This window comes from Paenibacillus sp. BAC0078 (assembly GCF_054483875.1).
Window position 1 is genome coordinate 350,581 of the sequence record NZ_JBTLRW010000004.1, and the last position, 23,613, is coordinate 374,193.

Genomic DNA, 23,613 nt, shown 5'->3' on the forward strand with positions numbered 1-23,613 from the left:
CTTCACTCCTTGATTTCATCCAGGAAAGTCTTATCCATCGTGCCGATCCGGTTGATCCTCACACTAACTTTATAGTGGACGGGCAATCGTTGCAGATACTGGTCACCTTGTTCCGCCTTCAGCTTTGCCCAGGCCTTGGGATTCGCCCGGTAAATGGCTTGCCCGAATCCCATTGCATCAACCTTCAATTGTTTGTTGATTTCCTCCACAGCACCCTTCATTCGCTCAATAATGGTTTCTTCCGTTTTTCGCTCCAAATCTCTGATGGAGCTTACAGCCTCCAGGTTCTCTTTGCTCTGAGACTCCTCCACATTGCAGGTCGCTTGAACTTTTATAAAAATATGAGGCTCCCCGTTAATGAATTTAACCTTGAGCTTCGACGACGTCTGGAGCGTTTCAATCACAATGGGCTTGTCGTCTGTTCCTGGGACGTACCCTGAAGATTGGCTGACTTTATTGATGATATAGTTATAGCCGGCCGTTGATTTCTCAGTCAGCCAACCGATGAGCTTATCTTTTCTGAACACGGCTACATTTTGGTAACGCAGTGTTGTTTTGGGCGCCGATCGTTCTGTGTTTTTTTTGTCACTACCTTCCTCTACATCGCCTACAATCTCTACTCCAGTCAAGACTGGGGCTTCTCCTTCATATAATAAATCTTCAATAAATCTGTCGAGTGTAATAGCGACAGTCCTGGCCGATATTTTATAGGATTTATCCAGAGAACTGAACAGCATGTTTGCCGGTATTTTGTCCAGTGGGGTAAGCACCTTAAGTACATTTTCCGCTGTGTTGTCCCGGGCCACCATAACATAGAAATCCATTCGCGGTTCACGGCTTCTCTTGATAACATCCAGGATTTCGCCAACTCCGGACCGGGCGAGCTCCTCCCCAATAACCAGCGCGCGGATATGGCCGAGGTAGCTCCTTCTTGAGCTGACCAGATTGAACTGGCGCAACGCATCATAAAATGTGGTAGCCGTAAAATTATATAGGACCACCGGCACCCCGCCGCCCCCCCCGCCCCCGCCCCCACCTGTTTGCGAGGTGATGGCGGATGGGATAACTACCTGCATGCTGACTTTATACCCAGACTCCGCTTTATCCAGCCCCAGTCCCAGTACAAATGCCATTTCATTGAGTTCCTTTCTCTCCCAGCATCCGCTGAGTACTATAGGAAGAAACAAGACAAGCAATACCTGGAGTAGAGACTTGTACCGCTTTTTGATCATGACTCAGGTTTCCCGCGCTTGGATGTGCTTTGCCGGACAGAATTTAGAGTATGATTCTCTGCGGGTCTGGTGCGCAGCTTCGGCCAGGGAAAGCGGAAGATCCCATCCTTCATATCACTTTTGACATAGGGGCCGAGCGGGCTCATATAAGGCATTCCGAAGGAGCGGAGACTCGCCAGGTGCAGCACCATAACAATACCCCCGCAGATCATCCCGTACAGTCCGATAAAACCGGCCAAACCTATGAATAGGAAACGGATCATGCGTGCGGCTATCGACATTCCCGACTCCGGAATGACAAAGCTTGAAATCGCAGTAATCGAGACGATAATGACCATGGCGGAGGAAATGAAGCCAGCAGCAACAGCTGCTTGACCAATAACAAGTGTGCCGACAATGGAAATGGCCTGGCCGATATTTTTCGGAATCCGTACGCCTGCCTCGCGCAATATTTCATAGGTCAGCTCCATGATCAGCGCCTCCACAAAGGCGGGAAAAGGCACGCTCTCGCGCTGGGCGGCCAGGCTGATGACAAGGGTGGTGGGGATCATCTCCTGATGGTACGTGGTAACCGCAACATAAAACGAAGGCGCAAGCAAGGTGAGGAAAAATGCCAGAAAACGGATCAACCGCAGCAGAGAGGCGATGTCCGCTCTTTGATAGTAATCTTCTGCTGACTGGAAAAAGGCAATAAAAAAAGTGGGAGCGAGCAGCACAAACGGAGTTCCATCCACAAGTATAGCTACCTTCCCTTCGAGAATACCCGCAGCTATCGTATCAGGACGGTCGCTGTTATATAAGGTTGGGAAGGGAGTAAGAGCAGTATCCTGAATAAATTCCTCGATATATCCGCCCTCGAGAATGCTGTCCGTGTCGATCTGCTGCAGGCGGCGCTTAACCTCCTGAACCAGCTCTTTGTTAGCGACATTGCTGAGATACATAATCGACACATCCGTCTGTGTGACCCTGCCGATCTGAAAGGTTTCCAGCCACAAGTGGCTGCTTTTGATTTTGCGCCGGACGAGAGCGGTATTGACCCGCAGACACTCATTGAAGCCCTCCATCGGGCCGCGCACCACCGCCTGCGAGTTGGGCTCGCTGACATTGCGGTCCTCCCAGCCGGGAAGACCCATCCGCAGAGCCGAGGAGCTGCCGTCCAGGAGCAGCATAACATTGCCGGACAGCAGATCGTGCATGAACTGTTTGTATCCATGAATTACGGACAGACTGCCGGCCATCAGGATGCGTGTCTTCAGCAATTCTATCTTCTGTTCCGGATCTAGCCGGTTGAGCTCGGAAGAGCTGTTTTCCAGCAGGGAATAGAGAACGGAGGTATGGAACAAATTCATATCCACCAGTCCATCTATATAAAACAGCGCAATCCGGGTATCCTCCTCCAGCAGATACTCCTTAACGATCACATCGGTGCTGCCGCCCAGCATTTGCAGTAGCTGCTTGTGACTGGTTTCCAGCCGGGTTGAAAGCTCATCTGAAGCCGTGTCTTTCATGCAACTCCCTCCATTTCCTATGAAAATGCTATCTGTAGTTTGGTTCATATATCCACAATTATTCCTGCGCCTTGTCTAAACCGGATAACATAATTCTGGAAACTGCAGCCATACTAAGAAAGGATCAGAGGAAGGAAAGAAGTCTGAACGCCCGCAAAGGAGGGACTATATTGAGTCTGGAGAAAGGCCGGATCAGCACGAAGCAAATGGTTACACTCGGCTTGTTCACATTAATAGGAGATATGGCGCTGGTGTTCCCGGCGGCAATAACTGCCGGTGCCAAGCAGGATGCATGGATTGCCGGACTGATCAGCATTCCGATCGGAGTGGCCCTTACCATGCTGCAGGTGCAGCTTCTAAAGCTTAATCCGGGGAAAAATCTCGTCGAGATTTGTTTGAAAATTCTCGGGAAGTGGCTAGGCAGCGCGGTTGCGTTATATTATTTGTTCTTTTTTCTACTTGCAGCTTCTACCTATGTCCGGGAAATTGAAGATTTTATGGCTACTCAGATCTATGAGAGGACACCTGGAGGGGTCATCCGGTTTATGGCGATTGTCGTATTGGTGTACGGCGTGCGTCTGGGGCTGGAAACCTTGGGCCGTGCGGCGCAGATCTTTTTACCCTTGTTTATCTTTTTTCTGGCTACTCTGATGATTCTCCTGTTTCCGCAAGTCGAGCTGGGCCGGCTGCAGCCTATGCTCATTACACCCCTGCCAAATATGCTGCATTCGATCATGTTTGGCGTTTTCTATCCCTTTGGAGAATTGTGTGTATTTACTATGGTATACCCCTATGCCCAGAAAGAAAGCAGTACAAAACGCGATATATTGATCTCCCTGATGGTTGGAGGGGTGGTGCTGAACCTTGTTTTATTTTTGTCCCTGTCGGTATTAGGAGTTTTTTACACGGAGCATCAATTTTATGCCGCTTATATTCTGGCCCAGAAGATCAATATCGGGAATTTTCTGCAAAGAATTGAAGCCTTTTTGGCAACTGCATGGATTATAAGCACCTATTTCAAAACAGCGATGTATTTCTACGCCTTTACTTTGGGTACGGCTCAATTGCTGAAGCTCAAAAGCCATATCCCCTTAATCTTTCCGACAGCATTTCTGATCTACGGCCTTTCAGAATTGATTGCGAAAGACATCATATTCATTATCAAAGAAATCCCTGCCTACTGGGTGGACTGGGATATGACCTATTCTCTCGTTCTGCCGCTGATTATGCTGATTGTCTACTATATCAGGAAGCGGCTCGGCGCTGGCTCTTCATAAAAAGCCCATCACCCCAATCCTCCGTATAACATATGCTATTTCAGCAACACGGAGGGAGGCCGACCTCGATGGAATATAAGGGTTTTATTCTGCACCATTCCCGCTGTTCGTCCATTAACGGCAAGGGCTTCGACTTTTGGATCGGAGTAGATGGGGCGATCTATGCCGCGCCGCTGCTGACGGACCCGGAATATATCCATATCTGCCTGGAAGGTAATTACGGGGAAGAGGATGCGCTTCCACCGCTCTCTGGACGCAAGGATCAGCTCTTCGCGGCAGGCAAGCTCATTTTGGAATTGGCGGCGCGGTATCAAATATCCCCATTGCTTGTAGAGCCCCACACGAAAACCTGTCCCGGAGCATTTTTTCCATGGAATGAACTTGTGATTTATCCCGCTGATGGTTATCATTAACCTGAGGTGAATAGTCGAAAATGGAAAGATTACAGAAAATTTTGGCGCAGGCAGGTGTGGCGTCGAGACGCAAGTGTGAAGAAATGATTTTGGCCGGTAAAGTGGAAGTCAACGGGGAGCTCGTAACTACGCTTGGCACGAAGGTGGACCCCGCAACAGATATAATCAAGGTCGCCGGAAGACTGATCCAAGGCGAGAATAAAATTTATATCATGTTCAACAAGCCCAAGGGTGTCATTACAAGCGCATCCGATGACAAGGGCCGCAAGGTGGTAACCGATTACCTGAAGGGCATCAAAGAGCGCGTGTACCCTGTGGGCCGCCTGGACTATGATACGGAAGGGCTGCTGCTGCTGACGAACGACGGCGAGTTTGCGAACCTGCTGACGCATCCGAAGCATCATGTGCCGAAGACGTATCTGGCTACGGTTAAGGGTATACCGCACGGAACAGCGCTGGACAAGCTTAAGGCAGGCATTAAGCTGGAGGACGGAATGACCGCTCCGGCGGAAGTGGAATACAAGGATATTGACGAAGAGAATAAAGAATCGGTCATCAGCATTACCATTCATGAAGGCCGCAACCGCCAGGTCCGGCGGATGTTCGAAGCGATAGGCCATCCTGTTATCCGGCTGAAACGGATCTCCTTCGGCGACATTCTGCTGCAGAATCTCAAACGCGGCTCTTACCGCCATCTGACCAAGGATGAAATCAACCATCTCCAGCAAATTGCCAAAGCCGGCATGCTGAAAGCAAACCAAACCCGCAAAGACACATAATGTTCACAATTCCCCCCTCCTAAAACTGTGACCACATTCGTTATAATGTTCATGAGATGTTCACATCTAACAACTAGAGTAATGAGTTGCGTCACAGAAGGGGGCTTGGCGTATGGGCAAAGCAAGAAAGCCGGTTCAAATCGTCATTCTGTTCGTGATACTTCTGCTTGGGGGTTATGCAATCAGTTCCTCCGTGTTCGGAGGAGACGGCAAGCCAAGGGAAGGCGGGAAAGCGCCGTCCTTTGAACTGCTCGGTCTTGATGGTCTGACCCATACGCTGGACGAATACAAGGGCAAGTCCGTTGTGCTAAATTTCTGGGGGTCCTGGTGTGCCCCCTGCGTCAAGGAAATGCCCGCTCTGCAGGCCCAGTGGGAGAAATGGAAGGATCAGGGCGTTGTAGTTGTGGGTGTAAATGTCGGCGAGGATCAGATGACGGTGGAGAATTTCGTCAAGCTCGTCGATATTGATTTTCCGGTTGTCATGGATACGGGCCGCGATGCTGTCCGCAGCTATGGCGTATCGCCGCTTCCGACCACCTTCTTCATCAATGCGAAGGGCAGGGTGGACAGCATTCATATCGGCCAGCTTGATCTCAGCTCGCTTGACGAGCAGATCGGGAAGCTGGTGAAGCCGTGAATAAGCACGTACCGCTGATCACCAACACCAAGTGCGAATGCGGCCATCAGAACCCGGTGGGGACCGTTCTCTGTGAAGCCTGCGGCAAGCCGCTGGATGAGAAGGAGCAGCTTTCTTCAGAGCACCTGGAAATGCGCTACGACGGCGTCGCCCGGCGCTCACAGCGTGTGAACCCGGGGGTAATCGACAGAGTGTGGAATTTTTTTTCCTCGGTCAAAATCGCCATCTACCTCATTGTGCTGACACTGCTGGGCTCCATGCTGGGAACGATATTCCCCCAGGAGAGCACCTTTTTGAATATTGACGCTTCGACCTATTATGGAGAAACGTACGGAACAGCCGGGGAGATTTATTACAGACTCGGCCTTTCGCACACCTATGAGTCATGGTGGTTCGTCACCCTGCTTGTGCTGATCGGGGCATCGCTGGTCATCTGCAGCCTGGACCGCGTGCTTCCGCTGTACAAGGCGCTGACCCGGCAAAAGATCCGCAAGCACCGCCAGTTCCTGATCCGCCAGAAGGTAGTGCTCGTAACCAAGCTGCAGGAGGAACCGGAAGAGTGGGTCGCGCGGCTGGTGCAGCCTCTGCAGAAGAAGGGCTACCGTGTAAGGACGGATGGAGGGGCATTACTGGCCGAGAAGCACCGTTTCAGCCGCTGGGGACCCTATGTAATTCATATTGGCCTGATTATCTTTTTACTGGCCGTGCTGGCAAGAGGGCTCCCGGGACTGAATATGGATCAGCATCTCGCGTTTCCGCAAGGGGAAATCGTCAAGATTCCCGAAACCACCTACTATCTGCAGAACGAGAAATTTACTGTAGAGTTTTATACCGCAGACGAGATGCCCAAGGAGTTCCGCGGCACCAAAATCCTGCCGAAGCTTTACGAAACCAAGGCAGTGCTCTATGAATGCACTGCGGATTGTGCCGACCCTTCCAAGGAGCCGAAGCTTGCGAAGGTGACGAGTCATAATATTCAGGTGAACTCGCCGCTCAGCTACAAAGGTTTGAAAGCGTATCAGTTTGACTATGACCTGACCCCCGTGCTGCGTTCGGTGCAGCCTGAGCTGACGAATGCGTCAAACGGGAAGGTGTATGGCAAATTCAAGCTGGACATGAAGAATCCGCAGCGGACATTTCATGCCGGTCCCTATACGCTGGCGCTCAAAGAGAAATATATGGATTTCGGTTTGAACGAGGAGGGACAGCCGGTGTCCAAATCTCCCTATCCGAATGCACCCGCCTTCCTCTTCTTGATCACCGGACCGGATTTGCCGCCTGAAGGGCAGCAATATTTCTATTTTCCCAAGCAGGTCGACAAGGAGAAATTCCAGATGTCAGCCATTAACGATAAGCTTAGCGGAGGCAGCCGGTTTCTGGAGCTTCAGGTCAGCAGTATGAGCGATGTGGACTTCTCGGAATCCACGACTTACCTGAACATACGTGTGGACCGGGCAATGCCCTTTGTCTGGACCGGGGCAGGCATTGTTATGGTGGGGCTGGTGCTCGGCTTTTACTGGCAGCACAGACGCATTTGGCTGGCGGCCGAGGGCGGGGAGCTTGTACTCGGGGGGCATACGAACAAGAACTGGTTCGGCTTCCGCCGTGAGATCGTTTCGATTCTGGCAAAGACAGGCTTGACAGTGGATGAAAAATCTCTGGATAACGGGGGAGGCTTGGCATGAGCTTGCTCGATTTCAGCAGTGATGTCTTTATTGCCGCGTTTTTCTTATACAGCGGGTCGTTCATGTTGTTTACCATTGCCATAATGGGCCGCAGATGGTCCGGCAGGAAGCCGGATGAGCATACCGCCCGCTGGGGCAGAATCGCTTTTATTATCTCTTCGTTAGGTCTGCTGTGCCATCTGGCTTATTTCATTACCCGCTGGATCGGGTCTGGGCATATTCCGGTCAGCAATATGTATGAGTTCATGACATTTTTATCTATGATGGTCATGGTGGCCTTTACCGTTATCTTCGCGATCTACCGTAAAATCATCCTCGGTGTTTTCGCGGTGCCGATTTCGATTATCGTGATGGCTTATGCGGCGGTTTTTCCGCAGGAGGTTCAGCCGCTGATTCCTTCGCTCAAATCAATCTATCTGAACATCCATGTCACGCTGGCTGCGCTGGGTGAATCCTTCTTCGCCGTCGCCTTCGCCGCCGGTCTAATGTACCTGCTGCGTACTGTGAATTTCCACAGCGTGGAGCGGAATGACCGCAAGCAGCAGCGTCTGGTTGAATTTACTCTGTTCTCAATCATTGTTATAATTGGTTTTCTTGGGTCGGTATTTGCTTTTCGCGGCGCCGGTTACGAAACTGTTTTTGTCCGTTCGAACGTTACGATTGACAGCCCCGGGCAGGGAGATAGTACAATAGAGAAAGTGAGTTATAAAATGCCGCCAATTGTGGCACCTTACCATAGCGAAATTGAGAGCTTCCAGCCGTTTCTCGGGATGCGTGAACCGCTTTTCGAAGCGCCTTCATGGATGAAGGGCGTGAATGCCGGGCGGAAATTCAATACAGTAATCTGGTCGCTGATTTCCGGAGCAATTCTGTACGGAATTCTCCGTTTGGCTGCCCGGGGGCCTCTGGGCGCTGCTATTCATCCGATCCTGGATGGAATTGATGAGAATGATCTTGATGAAATTACGTACAGGGCGATTGCCATAGGCTTCCCGATTTTCACGCTGGGGGCTTTGATTTTTGCAATGATATGGGCCCAGGTGGCCTGGGGCAGATTTTGGGGGTGGGACCCCAAAGAGGTCTGGGCACTTGTCACCTGGCTGTTCTACAGCGCCTACCTGCATTTGCGGCTGGCACGCGGATGGCAGGGGAGCAAATCCGCTTGGCTCGCCGTACTCGGCTTTCTGGTCGTAATGTTTACCCTGGTTGGCGTCAATTTGGTCATCGCCGGACTTCATTCATATGCGGGGACGGATTGAGGATACTTTATCTGCTGATGCAGCACTTAAATTTAAGGGTAACGTTCTACTGTATTTGATGAAGGGGTTGTTGTGAAATGGCAGAGCATTTGAACAGAATTCTGGTGGTAGATGATGAGGAACGCATTCGCCGCCTGCTAAAGATGTATCTTGAAAAAGAAGGCTATGAAATTGATGAGGCAGAAGACGGCGAAGTCGCTCTGCGCAAAGCAACGGCCAATGATTATGGCTTGATTTTGCTGGATGTGATGCTGCCTGGAATTGATGGGATTGAAGTGCTGACCAGACTCAGAGGGGTCAAATCGACTCCTGTCCTGATGCTGACAGCCAAGGGTGAGGAGATCAACCGCGTGCAGGGCTTCGAGATGGGGGCTGACGATTATGTGGTCAAACCGTTCAGTCCGCGCGAAGTGATCTACCGGGTAAAGGCGATTATGCGCCGCTCCTCCGCGACAGCCTTTTTATCCAAAGAGAGCAATTCCAGCAACAATATCGTCTTCCCGCACCTTATTATTGAGCACGATGCACACCGCGTAACTGCCGGAGGCCAGGAGGTAAGCCTCACTCCGAAGGAGTATGAGCTGCTGCATTATTTGGCTATCTCGCCGGACAAGGTGTTCTCGCGCGAAGAGCTGCTTAAGGATGTGTGGAATTACGAATTTTTCGGAGATTTGCGCACTGTGGACACGCATGTCAAACGGCTGCGCGAGAAGCTGAACAAGGTATCACCGGAATCGGCAGCAATGATCACCACGGTATGGGGCGTAGGGTATAAGCTTGAGGTACCCAAATAGGTGAATTTCTGGAGAAGTCTTGTCGGGAAGCTGTGGATCACGATCATCTGTCTGGTTGCTGTCGTGCTTATCACGCTGGGGCTTTTCCTGTTGCCCTATATCGACAGTAACTTCGCCAATTCCGGGGCGATCAAACGCTTGTTTATGTATGCCTGTATGATAGGATTTTCCTTGACTACGTTCTTCGCCTTATTCCTGTTCACGAAAATAACCCAGCCGATGCAGCAGGTGATTGAAGCGGCCAACGATATCCGCCGCGGTGAATACGGGACCAGACTGACGCTGGTGACCAGTGACGAAATCGGCCAGCTAGCCACGTCCTTCAATCACATGGCAGAGGAGCTGGAGAAGAATATCCGCAGCCTGAATCATGAAAAGGGTCATTTATCCAGTGTACTGCGAAGCATGAGCGATGCCGTAATCACCTTTGATATAGAAGGGCGGATTATACTGACGAACCCGCATGGCCAGGCTCTGCTTGAGACTTGGAGCGATCTGAGCTGGGAAACGGAGAGCGAATCCGAGCTGTACCCGCAAGGGGCGGGTAGCAGTAGGGTTCCGCCGCCGCTGCGCCGGTTGTTCGACAGCACTCTGCACCAGGGGGGAGATCAGCGCTCCCAGGTGCATGTCCGCCAGGGCGTCTGGTCTGTTCATATGGCCCCGCTGTATTCCGAGGATTCGATCCGGGGAGCTGTTGCTGTTCTGCGTGATGTAACCGAGGAGGTTAAGCTGGAGAAAATGCGCCGGGACTTCGTCGCGAATGTCTCGCATGAGATCCGAACGCCGCTCTCGATGATGCAGGGCTACAGCGAGGCGCTGCTGGATGGAATGGCCTCCTCCCCAGAGGAGAGCAGCGAGCTGGTGCAGGTTATTCATGATGAATCGCTGCGGATGGGGCGTCTTGTGAAGGATTTGCTGGATCTTGCCCGCATGGAGGCAGGACATACCGATATGAAAAAGACTCAGGTCGATATGGGTGAGCTGCTGGAGCGGATGTACCGCAAATTTTCCGTACGGGCCAAAGAGAGAGGGATTATTCTTGAGCTGAATGCCTCAGGTGATGCCCTGCTTCTTAAGGCAGCGGATGAAGACAAGCTGGAGCAGGTACTGACCAATCTGCTTGACAATGCCTTCAGGCACACGCCAGCGGATAAACATATCTCGATGCTGGCCCGCTCTACAGTGCTTGAAGGACGCCGCTTCCTGGAGATTGATATCCGGGATGAAGGGATGGGCATTCCGCCCGAGGATCTCCCCTATATTTTTGATCGCTTCTATAAAGCGGACAAAGCCCGTGTGCGTGGCGAATCCGGAGGAACCGGGCTGGGACTAGCGATTGTCAAAAATATCGTCGAGTCACATCACGGAACGGTCTCGGCATCCAGCAAGCTGGGAGAAGGAACCACCTTCACCCTGCGGCTCCCTGTCGAAAAACAGTAAAGCCAGACAATGTGTGACAGCGCCTCTGACAGCAGAGGTGCTTTTTGTTGAAATCACCACATTAATCTTGTTCATCGTGGAACATATTCTAAGCGTTCGAAGCCAGTTCTAGGAGGCGCAGCTTTATGATTTTATCACTAGACCAAGGTACTACCAGCTCGCGGGCGATTCTGTTCGACCATAAGGCGCGTATGATCTCACAGGGGCAATATGAGATCAGGCAGTCCTTTCCCCGGCCAGGCTGGGTAGAGCACGACCCGGAGCAAATCTGGGAGAGCCAGCTTGCGGCAGCGAGAGATGCCATCAGCAGAAGCGGAAGGGCGGCATCTGAGATATCCGCCATCGGCATTACCAATCAGCGGGAAACCGCGCTGATCTGGGATAAGGCGACCGGTGAACCGATATATCCGGCTATTGTATGGCAGGACCGCCGCACGGCTGAGCAGTGCGAGGAGCTGAAGCAGAGAGGCCTGGCCGAAGAGATTGCCGCCAAAACCGGCTTGGTTGTGGATGCCTACTTCTCGGCCACCAAGCTGGTCTGGATTCTGGATCATGTGCCAGGCGCCAGAGAACGCGCGGACAAGGGAGAGCTGCTGGCCGGAACCATTGATAGCTGGCTGATCTGGAAGCTCACAGGTGGCGCTGTGCACGCCACTGATGTTACGAATGCTTCGCGGACTATGCTCTTTAATCTGCATGAGCGCAGATGGGATGCACCCCTTATCGATAAACTCGGAATTCCCTTCTCTATTCTGCCGGAGGTCAAGATGTCAGGCGGAGAATTTGGAGCGGCTGAAGCCCGCTGGTTCGGAGCAGAAATTCCAATCCGTTCCGTGCTGGGAGATCAACAGGCTGCCTTGTTCGGACATACATGTCTTGAGGCCGGCAGCGCCAAAAATACCTACGGCACAGGCTGTTTTATTCTCATGAATACAGGGACTGAAGCCGTTGCCTCCAGCCATGGACTGCTGACCACTGTAGCTTGGGGCATGGGCGACGAATTGTATTACGCCCTTGAAGGGAGTGTATTCGTAGCCGGAGCCGCCGTACAATGGCTGCATGAGGGACTGGGGCTTATTGAGGGACCGGCGGACTCGGAGGAGCGGGCCGGGGAGGTAGAGGACAGTGAAGGGGTTGTAGTCGTCCCTGCCTTCACTGGGCTAGGCGCACCGTATTGGGATATGTATGCCAGAGGCGCGGTTTTCGGCTTGACCCGCGGCACTACAGCGGGGCATTTGGTGCGGGCTACACTGGAATCGCTTGCTTTTCAATCGCGTGATGTGATCGGAGCTATGGAGAAGGATGCCGGCATGCCGCTGACCGGACTGCGGGTCGATGGCGGCGCTGTGCGCAATGATCTGCTTATGCAGTTTCAAGCAGATATTCTGGGAAGCAGGGTTACGCGGACAACGTATGCGGAGACGACAGCACTCGGGGCAGCGCTGCTTGCCGGTCTGACCTCAGGGATTTGGACCAGAGAGCAGCTTGAGCGCTTTAATAAGGCCGAGAAGGTCTTCCTGCCGTACATGGAGGAGGCAGAGCGGGAACGGCGTTACGAAGCCTGGCAGGATGCTGTATCGCGCACTATGGGCTGGGAGAAGCATGAAGGATATCGGTGAGTAAGAGGCAAGCCGGAATTGAATACCGGAGGCGCCAGCAACAAAGAGCGGCCTGCAGCAGAATTCTGCTTGCAGGCCGCTCTTTTATCATTAACTCTAGTACTCGATTACAAAAGCTACGTTTTGCCAGCCTGCGCCAACGGTCCAGAACAGGACCTTGTCGCCGCGCTCGATTTGTCCCGTAGTTACCGCTTTATGCAGAGCGACAAAAGGGCTGCTAGTCGAAGTGTATCCGAATTCATCGCCGATGTAGACGGCAACGTCGTTGTCGATGCCGGTTTTCTCGGAAACCGCGCGGATGTTGGGCAGTGACAATTGCGAGAAGCAGGCCGCTTTGATGGATTCCGGGGCAATCTCATTGATGCTTAGCAGCGTGTTGATGGATTCAGAGGCCGCGTCCACACAAATAGAATCATCAAAGGGAATGAATCTCACATTGAACTCTCCCGCATCCACGCCTTCACGTCCAAGGTTAGCCAAGCCTTCTGCAGGGAACAACGAGTTCCCGTATACACAGGTATCTGTCTGGTAGATGGAATCAATGAAGCCTACGGAGTTCTCATCACGCTCCAGAATGAGTGCAGCAGCGGCGTCGCCGAAATTGGCATAATAGACAGGATCGTTTTTGTTCGCATGCGGTGCAACATGGTCGGAGCCGATGACCAGCGCGCGGCGGATTCTCGGGTTGGCCATCATTTGCCGGCTAACCTGCTCCACCGATGCCGTCATGCCCGCACAGTTCGCATTGCTGTCGATACAAATTGTATGTGATGCTCCGCCGATTAGCCGATGGATCATCAATGAATTCGTAGGAAAAATATATTCAGGAGTTTGGCTCGCATAAGCAATAAGGTCAATATCAGCCCCGGTCAGTCCCGTCTTATCCAGCACATTGCTTGCGGCCTCAAAAGCCATTGTCAGAGAGTTCTCATCCTTGCTATCAATGCTGTAGCGGCTTTCACGGCCCAGAGTAGCCAGAAGACCACGGATATCAATACCCTTTTCATCAAAATGCTGTATGAAAAAGTCATTGCCAATCTTTTTGCTTGGATGATAGATATCAATGTCCTTAATTCGAATTCCGGCCATATTAATCCTCCTCAAAGTTTTGTGAGAATAAACTTCCTGATACTTCTCTTCGAACAAAACTTGCTTCGGAAATATTTAATTAAGCAGAAACAGTCGAAATGATCTCCAGGTTTTCAAGTCCTGCCTTGCGGCCCAGACGGGCAAGCTGCATTTTGAGGATCGGGTTATTTTCCAGAGTAAGGCTCACTTTATCAAATCCGTCAGCCTTGAACATTACGAAGCAGCTTTCCAGCAAAGGCACAACATCAGGAGCGGTTACATTCAGCTTTCTGCAGTCAATGTCAAGTGCATATTCAGCAGGTGTAATTGGATTGATGGTTTGCTGATAAGCCTGGATTGACTTAAGGCCATCGTCGTTTGAGAAAGTACCTTCCAGTTCAATTTTAATGACCTTTTTAACAGAATCGGTGTTCAAAATAAATTTTCCCATTTGCTGATCTCTCCCAAGTAATTAAATTGTGTGAAGCATAAGTATTAAAATTCAAAAAACTTATATTTATATGTCGAAAATCGACATTAAAACCTTGGTTTTGGGATATTTTCCCTTTAAATATAACCATAATTTTAACTGTAATGCAAGAATAAAGTCGAATAATGTATAATTTTGTCGCAAAAGAACTTATTTGATTTCCTCCAGTGTGTCGAGCAGCACATTAAAGGCCGAAATGACTCTTGGAGCGCCTATAACCGGCACCAAGTGCAGCAAAATGCCCTTAATCTGCTCCACGGTCATTCCCACCCGGAGCGCCATCACGTAATGGACTCCCAACTGCTCGTACTGTCCCATCGTAATCAGCGAGGATATGACGGCGATTTCCTTCCAATCAGAACCGATCGCAGTACGCTGGAAAATATCGCCGTAGGCATTGCCCATAATAAACTCAGCCAATTCGGGAAAATGCTCTTTAACCGGAGCCAGCGCCTTGGCGCCATAATCGCCGGACAGATTGGAGAAATGCTCAAAACCACTGTTGATATTCTTCACAGAGATGCCCCCTATAGGTTGATGGTGCAGATGGTTCTTCTTAGTTGAGGTTCAAGGTACGGTGGGCCGTAGGAGGCACTTCGTCACGGTCAGTAAACAGCTCAATGACAGCGACACGGTTCGATGCTACTGCTTCATTCAGAGCTGAAGTAAACTGTTCTGCAGTTTCGCATCTATAGCCCGTAGCGCCCAGCGATTCGGCGAATTTTACCGCATCCATTGGAACCTCAAAGAGGGAACCGTCAATTCGGCCCGTGGTTTTTTGCATGCCCTTTAATGCCATATCGAGCTGCATATTGTTCACTACGATAAAGATGACGGGGATATCCTTGCACACTGCTGTGTTGATTTCCGCCCCGAGCATCATAAAGCATCCGTCGCCGGTAATGCAGACAATGGTTTCTTCAGGTGAGGCTACCTTTGCGCCTATAGCCATGCCAATTGAATTGCCCATGCAAGCAAAATAGGCATCAAAGACAAAGCTGCCCGGTTTCTTCACGTTGTACCACTTCACAGCATGGAAGCCATGGCTGCCGTCATCAACAAAGAGGGTGTTGTTATAAGGGAGCTGTTCGCTCAGTGTGCTCATTACCGAAGCGAGAGAAAGCTTGGACAATACAGGAAGCTCCTCTGTATAACGCGGGGATGTCTCCGGTTGACGTGCCGGAATGCTGCTGGTATCGACATTTTGCAGATAGAACGCCAGATTATCACGCAAATCGCCGCTGACAGAAATGGTGGGAGAGTTTAATATTTTCCCGACAAACGTAGGATCGACATCAAATTGAATCAAGGTCTGCGGATGGTTCTCCGCCTTGAGATTGCAGATGGTCATATCGCTCAGCCGCGAACCGAGCACGATGAACAAATCGCTGCGGTTCAACAAATCATCGCCATGCTTGCAGCCGCCGACACCGATTGGACCGTGATATAACGGATGATCCCAGGCAATAGCGCCTTTGCCCCCAGGAGAAGTCACAACAGGAATATTGAACATCTCTGCGAGCTGAACCAGCTCTTTATGCGCTCCGGAGCGGTTGACACCTTTGCCGGCAATGATGAGGGGATGGCTGGATTGATTGATAGCCGAGATCACCCGCTCGAAATTACTGTGGCTGATCAGACTCTCCCGTTCAGGGATCACAATCCGGCACTCTTCAAGGAGTTCTGTCTGCACATCAAAAGGGATGCACAGGTGGACAGGACCCCGCTTGCCGCTTAAAGCCGTCGAAATGGCATGATTAAATATGGTGCTGAAATGATCTCCGCGTTCAACCAGCTTGCTGAACAGAGTTGCGGGTCTGAACATATCCGCCAGATCGGCAAGATAGTTCGAAGAATCCTGACACTGGGGAATCCCCAGCTCCTTGATGGATTGATGGCCGGTAATGAACAGCACAGGAAGGTTGTTTGCCTTGGCATGCGCTGCGGCGGTAAGCAGATTGGTTCCGCCTGGACCGGAGGTGCCGAAGGCCACTCCAAGGCCGCCGGTTTTTAGAGCATAACCTGCGGCTTCGAACCCAGAACTGGATTCATGTCTTCCGGGAATAAACTCAATGCCATGATCAACCATCTTCAGAACTACAGGACAAATAGACTTGCCGATTATGCCAAAAGAATGTGTTACACCGAGGTTTCGTAGTGCCTGAGCCATATAATCTGCGACTGTTTTCAGAAAATCCACCCCACCCAATGTTATTATTTATTTAGCTTAAATAGAAAACCTGCACTCAGAAGGAGCACAGGCAGCTGCTAAATAACCATGTTGAACGAGAGAAACATAATACAGACGTTCCGGTTCTTAAGCAACCTGGCTGTCATGGTCCCGGGAAGCATGAGACTGTAGATCCATGGCTTTGCGTCATTCCCTTTCGGAGAATTTTGCCAATATATTTTTATTAATGAAATAAAGCATAATTTTACTTTACAATATATTCCTAGCGCTGCTTTTGTCAATATATTTGATCAAATAAGCTCGAAATTTGACGAATATAACGATTAACGACATTTATTGATTTGCATGCCAAGTGAATATTAATGCAGGAAATAAAATAATAAAGTCCCAGGTGAAAAAGTCCTAAAATGCAAACGGGATTTGAAATGCCGGACCATGGTGCTATTGATAGTTATCACGGAGGATGGCCGTAACTGTGGGAATACTTAGACTCCCAGTTGCTAATCGTAATCGTACAAGCATTCCTTGCGGCACTATCGTCCTTTGGATTCATTTTCCAAGCTCAGCTTATCCAGATATAAATGCAAATTGAAATTATCATTTTATACTGCGAAAATTCAGCATTTGGTGAATATTACATCAAGGAAATTGTAAACACAAAAAAACTGCCGCATGAGCATTTTTTGCTCAAGCGGCAGCATTGCAGGGGACGCCTAAAATTTGAAAATATGGATTGTTTTTTGCAACTGGAATACAGCTTGGGTCATCTTTTCTGTCTCTTCGGCAACGGACTTGAGGGCATTGATCTGTTCGTTCATAGATGCGGAGACCTCTTCGGTGCCTGCGGCTGTCTGCTCGGTAATTGCGGAGATATTTTCGATGGCTCCGGAAATTTTGAGCGCACTCTCCAGCATAAGGTCGCTTTCAGCAGAGAATGAAGCGATTTGCTCGGTTATGTATTGAACGCTTTGCACAATTTGAGCGAAAATATTAGCCGTTTCAATGATCATTTCATTCTGTACTTGAACGACTTCCTCGTTGATGGCAATATGCTCAATCGCCTGCTTGATGTCGCTCTCAATGCTGCGCACCAGACTGAACACCTCTTTGGTCGAGGAGGTGGATTCCTCGGCAAGCTTGCGGACCTCCTGCGCCACCACAGCGAATCCCCGGCCATGCTCGCCTGCACGGGCGGCTTCAATGGAAGCGTTGAGCGACAGCAGGTTCGTCTGCTCGGCGATTTCCGTTATCGTCTTGGTGATCATCGTGATGCCGCGGGCATTTTGTGAGAGTGCTTCAATCGTGTCGGCTACCTTTTGGGTGGCTTGTATATTTTTACGCATGCCTTCCGCTTGCGTATCTACTGACTGACGGCCTTTTTCAACCAATTCCAGCGTATGTACGGAGCGTCTGTTCATTTCCTTGGTGGAGCTTGTGTAATTGGAAACCTTCGTTTCTATATCCTTGATCGACTCTGTCATATCTGCGATATCTACAGAGATTTCATTAGCGCCAAGAGCCAGCTCATTGGAGGAGGAGGCAACCTGGGCCATCACAAGCTTCAGGTTCTGGTTCTTGTCTTCAATGCCACGGCTCGCATCCATGACTTGGCGGGTGATCTGCGACGCTTCGGTGAGAATCTTCTTCAGCTTGTCGATCATGGTATTGAAGGAACGGCTAATGTCGCCCATGGAGCCGTTTTCGTCAGCGCGGCTGGTAAAATCCCCTTTGGCTATGGTATGAGTTACGTTGGAGATGTCTTCGAACGAAGATGTAAGCGTTCTCTCAACAACGCGTGCAAGAGGATAGGTTAAGGCTGCCAGTACCGCTACTAAAATAAAGCCGATAATGATTTTGCCCATCACAATGAGTGTGATCAGAACAGGAACAGCGAATAAAGCGGCGATCAGGTAACATCCGGCAATAATTCTTTGTTTTAAAGGAAGCCTGTTCATCCATGCCATCATAAAAGTTCCCCCTAAATAAAATTAAGTTGTTTACTGTAATATTATAGGCGAATCGTGGAGGTTTGGTCTATTGTAAGAACTGACATAAAACCTTTTTTTGAGCCTATTTATGTTTGTTTTTGTGTGTGAACTCCTTATATAACGTTACGGTTTCGGCAAGGGTGCAGGTTATCCGTTCGACAAGTTCTCCAGGAGCAACGGCAATTACATCCGGGCTTAGCGAAAGCACAATGCGGCAGGCGGATTCCAGAGTATTGAAATCGGCATCCACGGACAGCCATTCCGGCTGCGCTGCTGCGCTGCTGCTGGTAATTGACACATAGCGTTCCCGCTCCAGCTCCTCCATCGTCCTGCCGTTCACCAGCAGCTTTGCGGGAAAGCGGGGGAGAGCAGATTTGAACAAAGCAGTGGATTGCTCCCAATAAGCGGCAAGCTCAAAGCCTTCCGGGCGCGTAAATGTCTCATCAGTAATTTCGGCTGCTGTCAGTCTGGAGACCCGGAAGGTTCTGAATTCTCCTTCGGTTTCGGCAACGACATACCATACTCCTCGTTTGGCTACCAGCCCCAGCGGCGAAATTAGCCGCTCCTTGCATTCTCTATCACGCATATAGCTGATCTTGACCTTGCGGTTCTCCCAGAGCGCCTCCTGCAGCAAAGAGAGGAACGGATAAGACTCGCTTGAAGGATGCCAACCCGCGCCATCAATATGGATTCGCTGATTTAGAAAGGCGAGCGGGGAATCAGGAAGCTTGGAGGTGGCGGCCTCCAGCTTGCGGGCAGCGGAGGAGAAATCCTCCTGTATCCCCAGAGCGTTCAGGATTGCAGTATCAGCCGTCAACAGCAGTGATCCGATTTCCTGGGGTTTCATGCCGGTTAGAGAGGTCCTGTAGCCTTCGCTGAGCATCCAGCCGCCATCACGGCCCCTTTCAGCGAGCACGGGCACACCTGAAGTACTTAGCGCCTCCATGTCGCGGAGAATCGTCCGCTCTGACACCTCCAGAGTCTGCGCCAGCTCCTTGGAGGTGATTTTGCCGCGGCTTTGCAGCAGCAGGAGGATGGATAACAAACGGTCGGCTCTCATGGTGAAGCTCCTTTCTACGGTGAGTTTGAGTAAAACGAGCATTTTTAGTTTAGCATAAATATATGTCAATTGGTGTCATATATAAAGCTTATGATGATTATGAAAGCCAGAAGAGAGGAGCTGTACAAATGACAAACCTGAAGGGAAAAGTAGCGCTTGTTACCGGCGGGAGCAGAGGGGCAGGGAGAGGGATTGCCCTGGAATTGGCAAAGGCGGGGGCCTACGTCTACATTACAGGCAGAACTGCACACTCTGGACAGCCGGTTCAGCGCAAAGAAACCATCCATCAAGTTCTTCGTGAGATTACGGGCATGGGTGGAGCGGGTTCCGCGATACGCTGTGACCACACAATTGACAGCGATACGGAGGCTGCGATCGGGCAGATTGCGGCAGAGCAGGGCAGACTTGATATTCTGATCAACAACGTATGGGGAGGTAATCAGCTTCCTATAGAAAGCAAACCTCTGTGGGAGCTACCGACAGAGCATTGGGACAATATGTTCACAGCCGGAGTGCGGGCGCAGCTTATGACGAATTATTATGCGCTCCCACTGATGCGGGGCGGCGGAGAATCCGGTAAACTGATTATCCATACTACCTTTTGGGACCAGTATAAATATATAGACAACCTGTATTATGATTTGGCTAAAAATGCGCTCGTGCGTCTGGCCGGCCGTTTGTCCATTGAACTGGCGGGGGAGGGTATAGCTGTGATTCCGCTGTCCCCCGGCTGGATGCGGACAGAGCTGGTGCTGGAGAGCATGAATACGGACGAAGCGCACTGGCAGGAGGTGGCGGAGCTGCAATCAAGTGAATCCACAGCTTATATTGGGCGGGCTGTAACCCGCCTGGCCGGTGATCCTGAAATCATGTCCATGACAGGCGTGCCACAGCAGGTGGGTAAGCTTGCTGAGAAATATGGTTTCTCCGATGTAGACGGGAGAATAGTTCCTGTATTCCGGATTCCGGAATAATTGCGTTGCCCTATCAGGCAGCAAATTGGCAACAAAAAATCGCTCTTTGGAAATGACTGGCTTGCGCCGCCATTCCAAGAGCGATTTTTTTAGACTTAGAGCAGAATAATTTCTTCGGCTGTGTTGATTTCAGGCAATCCGGCCAGCTTGACAAGCACTTCTTTAGGAACTGCCTTATCAACGGTCAAAAGCATAATGGCTGCACCGCCGACAATTTTGCGTCCCACCTGCATGGAAGCGATGTTGACGTCGTTTTGGCCGAGCAGGGTGCCGACATGCCCGATGATCCCCGGCTTGTCGTTATGCGAAATCAAGATTTGATGGCCTTCTGGAGCAATATCGACCGGGAACTTGTTGACTTGTACGATCCGTTCCCCGTAGCCTTGCAGCAATGTGCCTGCAACCAGGAATTCCTGTTCGTGATCTGTTTTTGTAGTGACAGTAATCAGGTTGGTGAAGCCCTTGGTCTTGGAAGCCTTTGTCACGACAACATTCACGTCACGGGTTTTGGCCAGATGCATCGAATTGACGATGTTCACATCACTGCCGAAGTGGCGTGTGAGCACGCCTTTTACAACATAGCGGGTCAGCGGCTGGGTGTCCACATCCGACAGATCGCCTGCATACTCTACATGGATTTCGCGGATAGCGCCATCTGTAAGCTGGGTTACGAAGCTGCCGAGCTTCTCGCCGAGTGTGAAGTACGGCTGAAGCTTGTTCATCACACTTGGAGCAACCGGAGGGATGTTAACGGCATTGATGAACGGTTCGTTCCGTAGAATGTGCAGAACCTGCTCCGATACGTCGATGGCCACATTCTCCTGAGCTTCAATCGTGGAGGCGCCCAAATGTGGAGTGACGATGATTTTGGGATTGGAGAGGAACGGGTGATCCGCTTGCGGCGGCTCCTTTTCGAATACGTCAAAAGCCGCTCCGGCAACAATGCCGCTGTCGATGGCTTCAACCAGCGCCGCTTCATCAATGACACCGCCGCGGGCACAGTTGATGATGCGCATGCCTTTTTTCATAACTTCAAACTGCGGGCGGGAAATCATGTTGCGTGTTTCCGGGGTCAGCGGAGTATGCACAGTGATGAAATCCGCGCCGCGTACAATGTCGTCTACGGAAGCCAGCTTCACTTCCAGCTTCTCGGCACGGTCGGCAGTAAGGAACGGGTCATAGGCGAGAATGTCCATGCCAAAGGCTTTGGCCCGTTTAGCCACTTCGCTGCCGATCCGGCCCATACCGAGGACACCCAATGTTTTGCCGCGCAGTTCTACGCCGAGGAACGTTTTTCTATCCCACACACCGGAGATGGTTTTGGCATAGGCTTGTGGAATGTGACGGGCGAGCGCCATCATCATTGCAAAAGCATGCTCACAGGTTGTAATCGTATTTCCGTCAGGAGCGTTAATGACCACAACACCGTGCTGTGTAGCTGCCTCCAGCTTGATATTGTCAACCCCTACTCCGGCACGTCCAATAACCTTCAGCTTGCTGCCTGCTGCAATAATCTTCTCTGTTACGGTTGTCTGGCTGCGGACGAGGAGGGCATCATATTCGCCGATAATGGCAATAAGCTCATCTTCACTCAGTCCAGTTTTCTTGTCTACAGTCACATCGCTTGCGTCCATTAGCTGCTGAATGCCCAAATCGCTGATCGGATCCGATACTAATACTTTAAACATGGTTTCTTGTCCTCCTTAAATGTGGAAAGCTTGTATATGCCCAAGGATGCCCCGAAGAGGCAGTCCACAGTACCAGAAGCATTGTGACGGGAAAAAACATGTCGAAATAACGAAGTAACGCGCTGTCGCGCAAAAGAAAAATGCTGCAGAAGTACGCTGAATCAAGAGAATTAGTCCTGAAAATGGCTAACAAAAAAACTCTCAACCCCATACTACTGCCGTAGTAAGGGACGAGAGTTGTCGTGGTACCACCCTAATTCACTGCAACTTATGAAGAAGCAGCCTCATTGGCCTGCAAAGGCCACACTGGTAACGGAGATGATCCGATTGTGCCTACTATAAGGTTCAACACAATATCTCAGGAGCGCTAAAGAGTTCTGTCCGCCACCGGTTTGCACCACCCACCGGCTCTCTGAAGACTTGCAGAATCCTTGTTCCATCATTGGTTTTGCTTGATTAATTTTTCATAATGTAACATGGTGATGCCAGATGTGTCAATAGGCTTATTCCGAGCGGGCTCAGTTGAAGTGCGGTTCTTTTTTGGTTATGATGCAATAGCTGGTTCTATTCATAAAAAAACGGGAGCTGGGGCATCGTTTCCTTGCCGTAATATTGCTCACGCCATTTGATGAAATCCTGTTCCTGCACCGCTCCGGTAGAAATCAGCAGGGTTACCGAAGATTGAACATCCTTCAGCTTCAGCGAGCTGGCCGTGCCGGAATAGATCATATCGTCGATCTTGGCAGTAATATCCTGCGGATCGTAGCCGGCGTAGATGCTGCGGTTGAGCATCATGCCCGCAATTGAAGCGTTTTTGAGCAGCAGCGGCATCTTTTTCCATTGGACGAAGGTGAGGGTTTTCAGCTCTCCGGCTTCATTCGGAATTTTATTGTTGGCCTTGGCTCCCCATTTCAGCATGGAGTCATAGAAATTTTTCTGCGCCAGAAGTCCGAATTTGACTGCATTTCCCGTGAAATTGTCTTTGTCCAGCAGCTTGGCCGTCTCAGCGCCGGATGCGCCCGCAGACACCTTGCTGGAGGCCTGGGAGAACAGGGTCAGACTTTTTAGGATATTGAGCTGGGCTTCATGCAGCAGCGGCGAATTGGTGAAGATGGAATCCTGGGTAACCTTTTCATACTGCTTGTCCGCCAGAATGCTGAGATTTTTCAGAATGGCTGCATTCTCACGAGTGCCTGTGCTGCGGGAGAGATTATCCACTTGGCTGTTCCAGCTGCGCTTGAATTCCCGATAAGGCAAAAATACGTTATGATAGAACGTAACAAGATCCTGCTGTTGGTAAGATCCGGAGAATTCCTGTGCGGCCCCTTCTTGCTTCAGGTGAGCGTATTTGGCTTCTGTCTTGTCTGCCCCAACCTTCACTCCCGTAAAAAAAGCGGCGAATGCAGATATCAGAAAACATAGAAATCCTAGGGTGTATAACATTTGAGTGCGGGAGGTACGGCTGTTCATAATTAATGCTCCTTCGTCTAGGGAAATTATCTTATGTAAAA

Annotated in this window: 20 protein-coding genes, 1 riboswitch and 1 other annotated feature; of the genes, 10 read left to right on the forward strand and 10 right to left on the reverse strand. The window is 50.6% G+C overall.

The window, feature by feature from the left end; translation table 11 throughout:
• Window positions 1-2: 2 nt before the first annotated feature.
• On the reverse strand, window positions 3-1,232 hold the full coding sequence (locus ACX1DY_RS10980) for a Ger(x)C family spore germination protein (protein ID WP_458964232.1): 1,230 nt from the start codon (window positions 1,230-1,232) through the stop codon (window positions 3-5).
• Window positions 1,229-2,740, reverse strand: a complete 1,512-nt coding sequence (locus tag ACX1DY_RS10985) for a spore germination protein (protein ID WP_458964233.1) — start codon at window positions 2,738-2,740, stop codon at window positions 1,229-1,231. Before ACX1DY_RS10985 ends, ACX1DY_RS10980 begins: the two co-directional genes overlap by 4 nt.
• Window positions 2,741-2,910: 170 nt before the next feature.
• On the opposite strand from ACX1DY_RS10985, the gene ACX1DY_RS10990 reads away from it, so the two are divergent.
• The 9 genes from ACX1DY_RS10990 (at window position 2,911) to glpK (ending at window position 12,643) form a co-directional block, all read left to right on the forward strand.
• A complete protein-coding gene (locus ACX1DY_RS10990) occupies window positions 2,911-4,017 on the forward strand; it encodes a GerAB/ArcD/ProY family transporter (RefSeq protein ID WP_458964234.1) in 1,107 nt (368 codons plus the stop codon).
• 68 nt (window positions 4,018-4,085) lie between these two features.
• Window positions 4,086-4,430, forward strand: coding sequence for a peptidoglycan recognition protein family protein (locus ACX1DY_RS10995; RefSeq protein WP_458964235.1), 345 nt, complete (start codon window positions 4,086-4,088; stop codon window positions 4,428-4,430).
• A 20-nt stretch (window positions 4,431-4,450) separates the two neighbouring features.
• A complete protein-coding gene (locus tag ACX1DY_RS11000; RefSeq protein ID WP_458964236.1) occupies window positions 4,451-5,209 on the forward strand; it encodes a pseudouridine synthase in 759 nt (252 codons plus the stop codon).
• Between the two features lie 112 nt (window positions 5,210-5,321).
• The gene (gene resA / locus ACX1DY_RS11005) at window positions 5,322-5,846 is read left to right on the forward strand and encodes a thiol-disulfide oxidoreductase ResA (protein WP_458964237.1); all 525 of its coding nucleotides are present in this window, start codon (window positions 5,322-5,324) and stop codon (window positions 5,844-5,846) included.
• Between the two features lie 14 nt (window positions 5,847-5,860).
• Window positions 5,861-7,531 carry a cytochrome c biogenesis protein ResB gene (gene resB, locus ACX1DY_RS11010; RefSeq protein WP_458964312.1) on the forward strand — a complete coding sequence of 557 codons (1,671 nt, stop codon included), beginning with the start codon at window positions 5,861-5,863 and terminating at the stop codon, window positions 7,529-7,531.
• On the forward strand, window positions 7,528-8,790 hold the full coding sequence (ccsA, locus tag ACX1DY_RS11015) for a cytochrome c biogenesis protein CcsA (protein WP_458964238.1): 1,263 nt from the start codon (window positions 7,528-7,530) through the stop codon (window positions 8,788-8,790). The genes resB and ccsA overlap by 4 nt, the downstream gene beginning before the upstream one ends.
• 77 nt (window positions 8,791-8,867) lie before the next feature.
• The gene (locus ACX1DY_RS11020; protein ID WP_019909923.1) at window positions 8,868-9,584 is read left to right on the forward strand and encodes a response regulator transcription factor; all 717 of its coding nucleotides are present in this window, start codon (window positions 8,868-8,870) and stop codon (window positions 9,582-9,584) included.
• A complete protein-coding gene (locus ACX1DY_RS11025) occupies window positions 9,585-11,024 on the forward strand; it encodes a HAMP domain-containing sensor histidine kinase (RefSeq protein WP_458964239.1) in 1,440 nt (479 codons plus the stop codon).
• A 125-nt stretch (window positions 11,025-11,149) separates the two neighbouring features.
• Entirely contained in the window at window positions 11,150-12,643 is a 1,494-nt protein-coding gene (gene glpK, locus ACX1DY_RS11030; protein WP_458964240.1) for a glycerol kinase GlpK, read from the forward strand.
• A 96-nt stretch (window positions 12,644-12,739) separates the two neighbouring features.
• Here glpK and ACX1DY_RS11035 read toward each other — a convergent pair whose 3' ends face one another.
• From ACX1DY_RS11035 to ACX1DY_RS11060, 6 genes are all read right to left on the reverse strand, one after another.
• Window positions 12,740-13,732 (reverse strand): 3-oxoacyl-[acyl-carrier-protein] synthase III C-terminal domain-containing protein, encoded by a 993-nt coding sequence (locus tag ACX1DY_RS11035; RefSeq protein ID WP_458964241.1) that lies wholly within the window; start codon window positions 13,730-13,732, stop codon window positions 12,740-12,742.
• A gap of 79 nt (window positions 13,733-13,811) precedes the next feature.
• Window positions 13,812-14,162 carry a hypothetical protein gene (locus tag ACX1DY_RS11040; protein WP_458964242.1) on the reverse strand — a complete coding sequence of 117 codons (351 nt, stop codon included), beginning with the start codon at window positions 14,160-14,162 and terminating at the stop codon, window positions 13,812-13,814.
• Window positions 14,163-14,351: 189 nt separating this feature from the next.
• Window positions 14,352-14,717: a carboxymuconolactone decarboxylase family protein gene (locus tag ACX1DY_RS11045; protein WP_458964243.1), complete on the reverse strand. Its 366-nt coding sequence runs from the start codon at window positions 14,715-14,717 to the stop codon at window positions 14,352-14,354.
• Between the two features lie 40 nt (window positions 14,718-14,757).
• Window positions 14,758-16,401 (reverse strand): thiamine pyrophosphate-binding protein, encoded by a 1,644-nt coding sequence (locus tag ACX1DY_RS11050; protein WP_458964244.1) that lies wholly within the window; start codon window positions 16,399-16,401, stop codon window positions 14,758-14,760.
• Window positions 16,402-16,518: 117 nt separating this feature from the next.
• Window positions 16,519-16,613, reverse strand: a riboswitch (cyclic di-GMP riboswitch).
• A 492-nt stretch (window positions 16,614-17,105) separates the two neighbouring features.
• On the reverse strand, window positions 17,106-18,356 hold the full coding sequence (locus ACX1DY_RS11055) for a methyl-accepting chemotaxis protein (protein WP_458964313.1): 1,251 nt from the start codon (window positions 18,354-18,356) through the stop codon (window positions 17,106-17,108).
• Between the two features lie 106 nt (window positions 18,357-18,462).
• A complete protein-coding gene (locus ACX1DY_RS11060) occupies window positions 18,463-19,440 on the reverse strand; it encodes a helix-turn-helix transcriptional regulator (protein WP_458964245.1) in 978 nt (325 codons plus the stop codon).
• A 128-nt stretch (window positions 19,441-19,568) separates the two neighbouring features.
• On the opposite strand from ACX1DY_RS11060, the gene ACX1DY_RS11065 reads away from it, so the two are divergent.
• Window positions 19,569-20,414, forward strand: coding sequence for an SDR family NAD(P)-dependent oxidoreductase (locus tag ACX1DY_RS11065; RefSeq protein ID WP_458964246.1), 846 nt, complete (start codon window positions 19,569-19,571; stop codon window positions 20,412-20,414).
• A gap of 95 nt (window positions 20,415-20,509) precedes the next feature.
• Here ACX1DY_RS11065 and serA read toward each other — a convergent pair whose 3' ends face one another.
• Both serA and ACX1DY_RS11075 read right to left on the reverse strand, forming a co-directional pair.
• Window positions 20,510-22,102: a phosphoglycerate dehydrogenase gene (gene serA, locus ACX1DY_RS11070; RefSeq protein WP_458964247.1), complete on the reverse strand. Its 1,593-nt coding sequence runs from the start codon at window positions 22,100-22,102 to the stop codon at window positions 20,510-20,512.
• A gap of 223 nt (window positions 22,103-22,325) precedes the next feature.
• Window positions 22,326-22,554 (reverse strand) — a binding site (T-box leader).
• Between the two features lie 112 nt (window positions 22,555-22,666).
• A complete protein-coding gene (locus ACX1DY_RS11075) occupies window positions 22,667-23,572 on the reverse strand; it encodes a hypothetical protein (protein WP_458964248.1) in 906 nt (301 codons plus the stop codon).
• Between the last annotated feature and the right edge of the window lie 41 nt (window positions 23,573-23,613).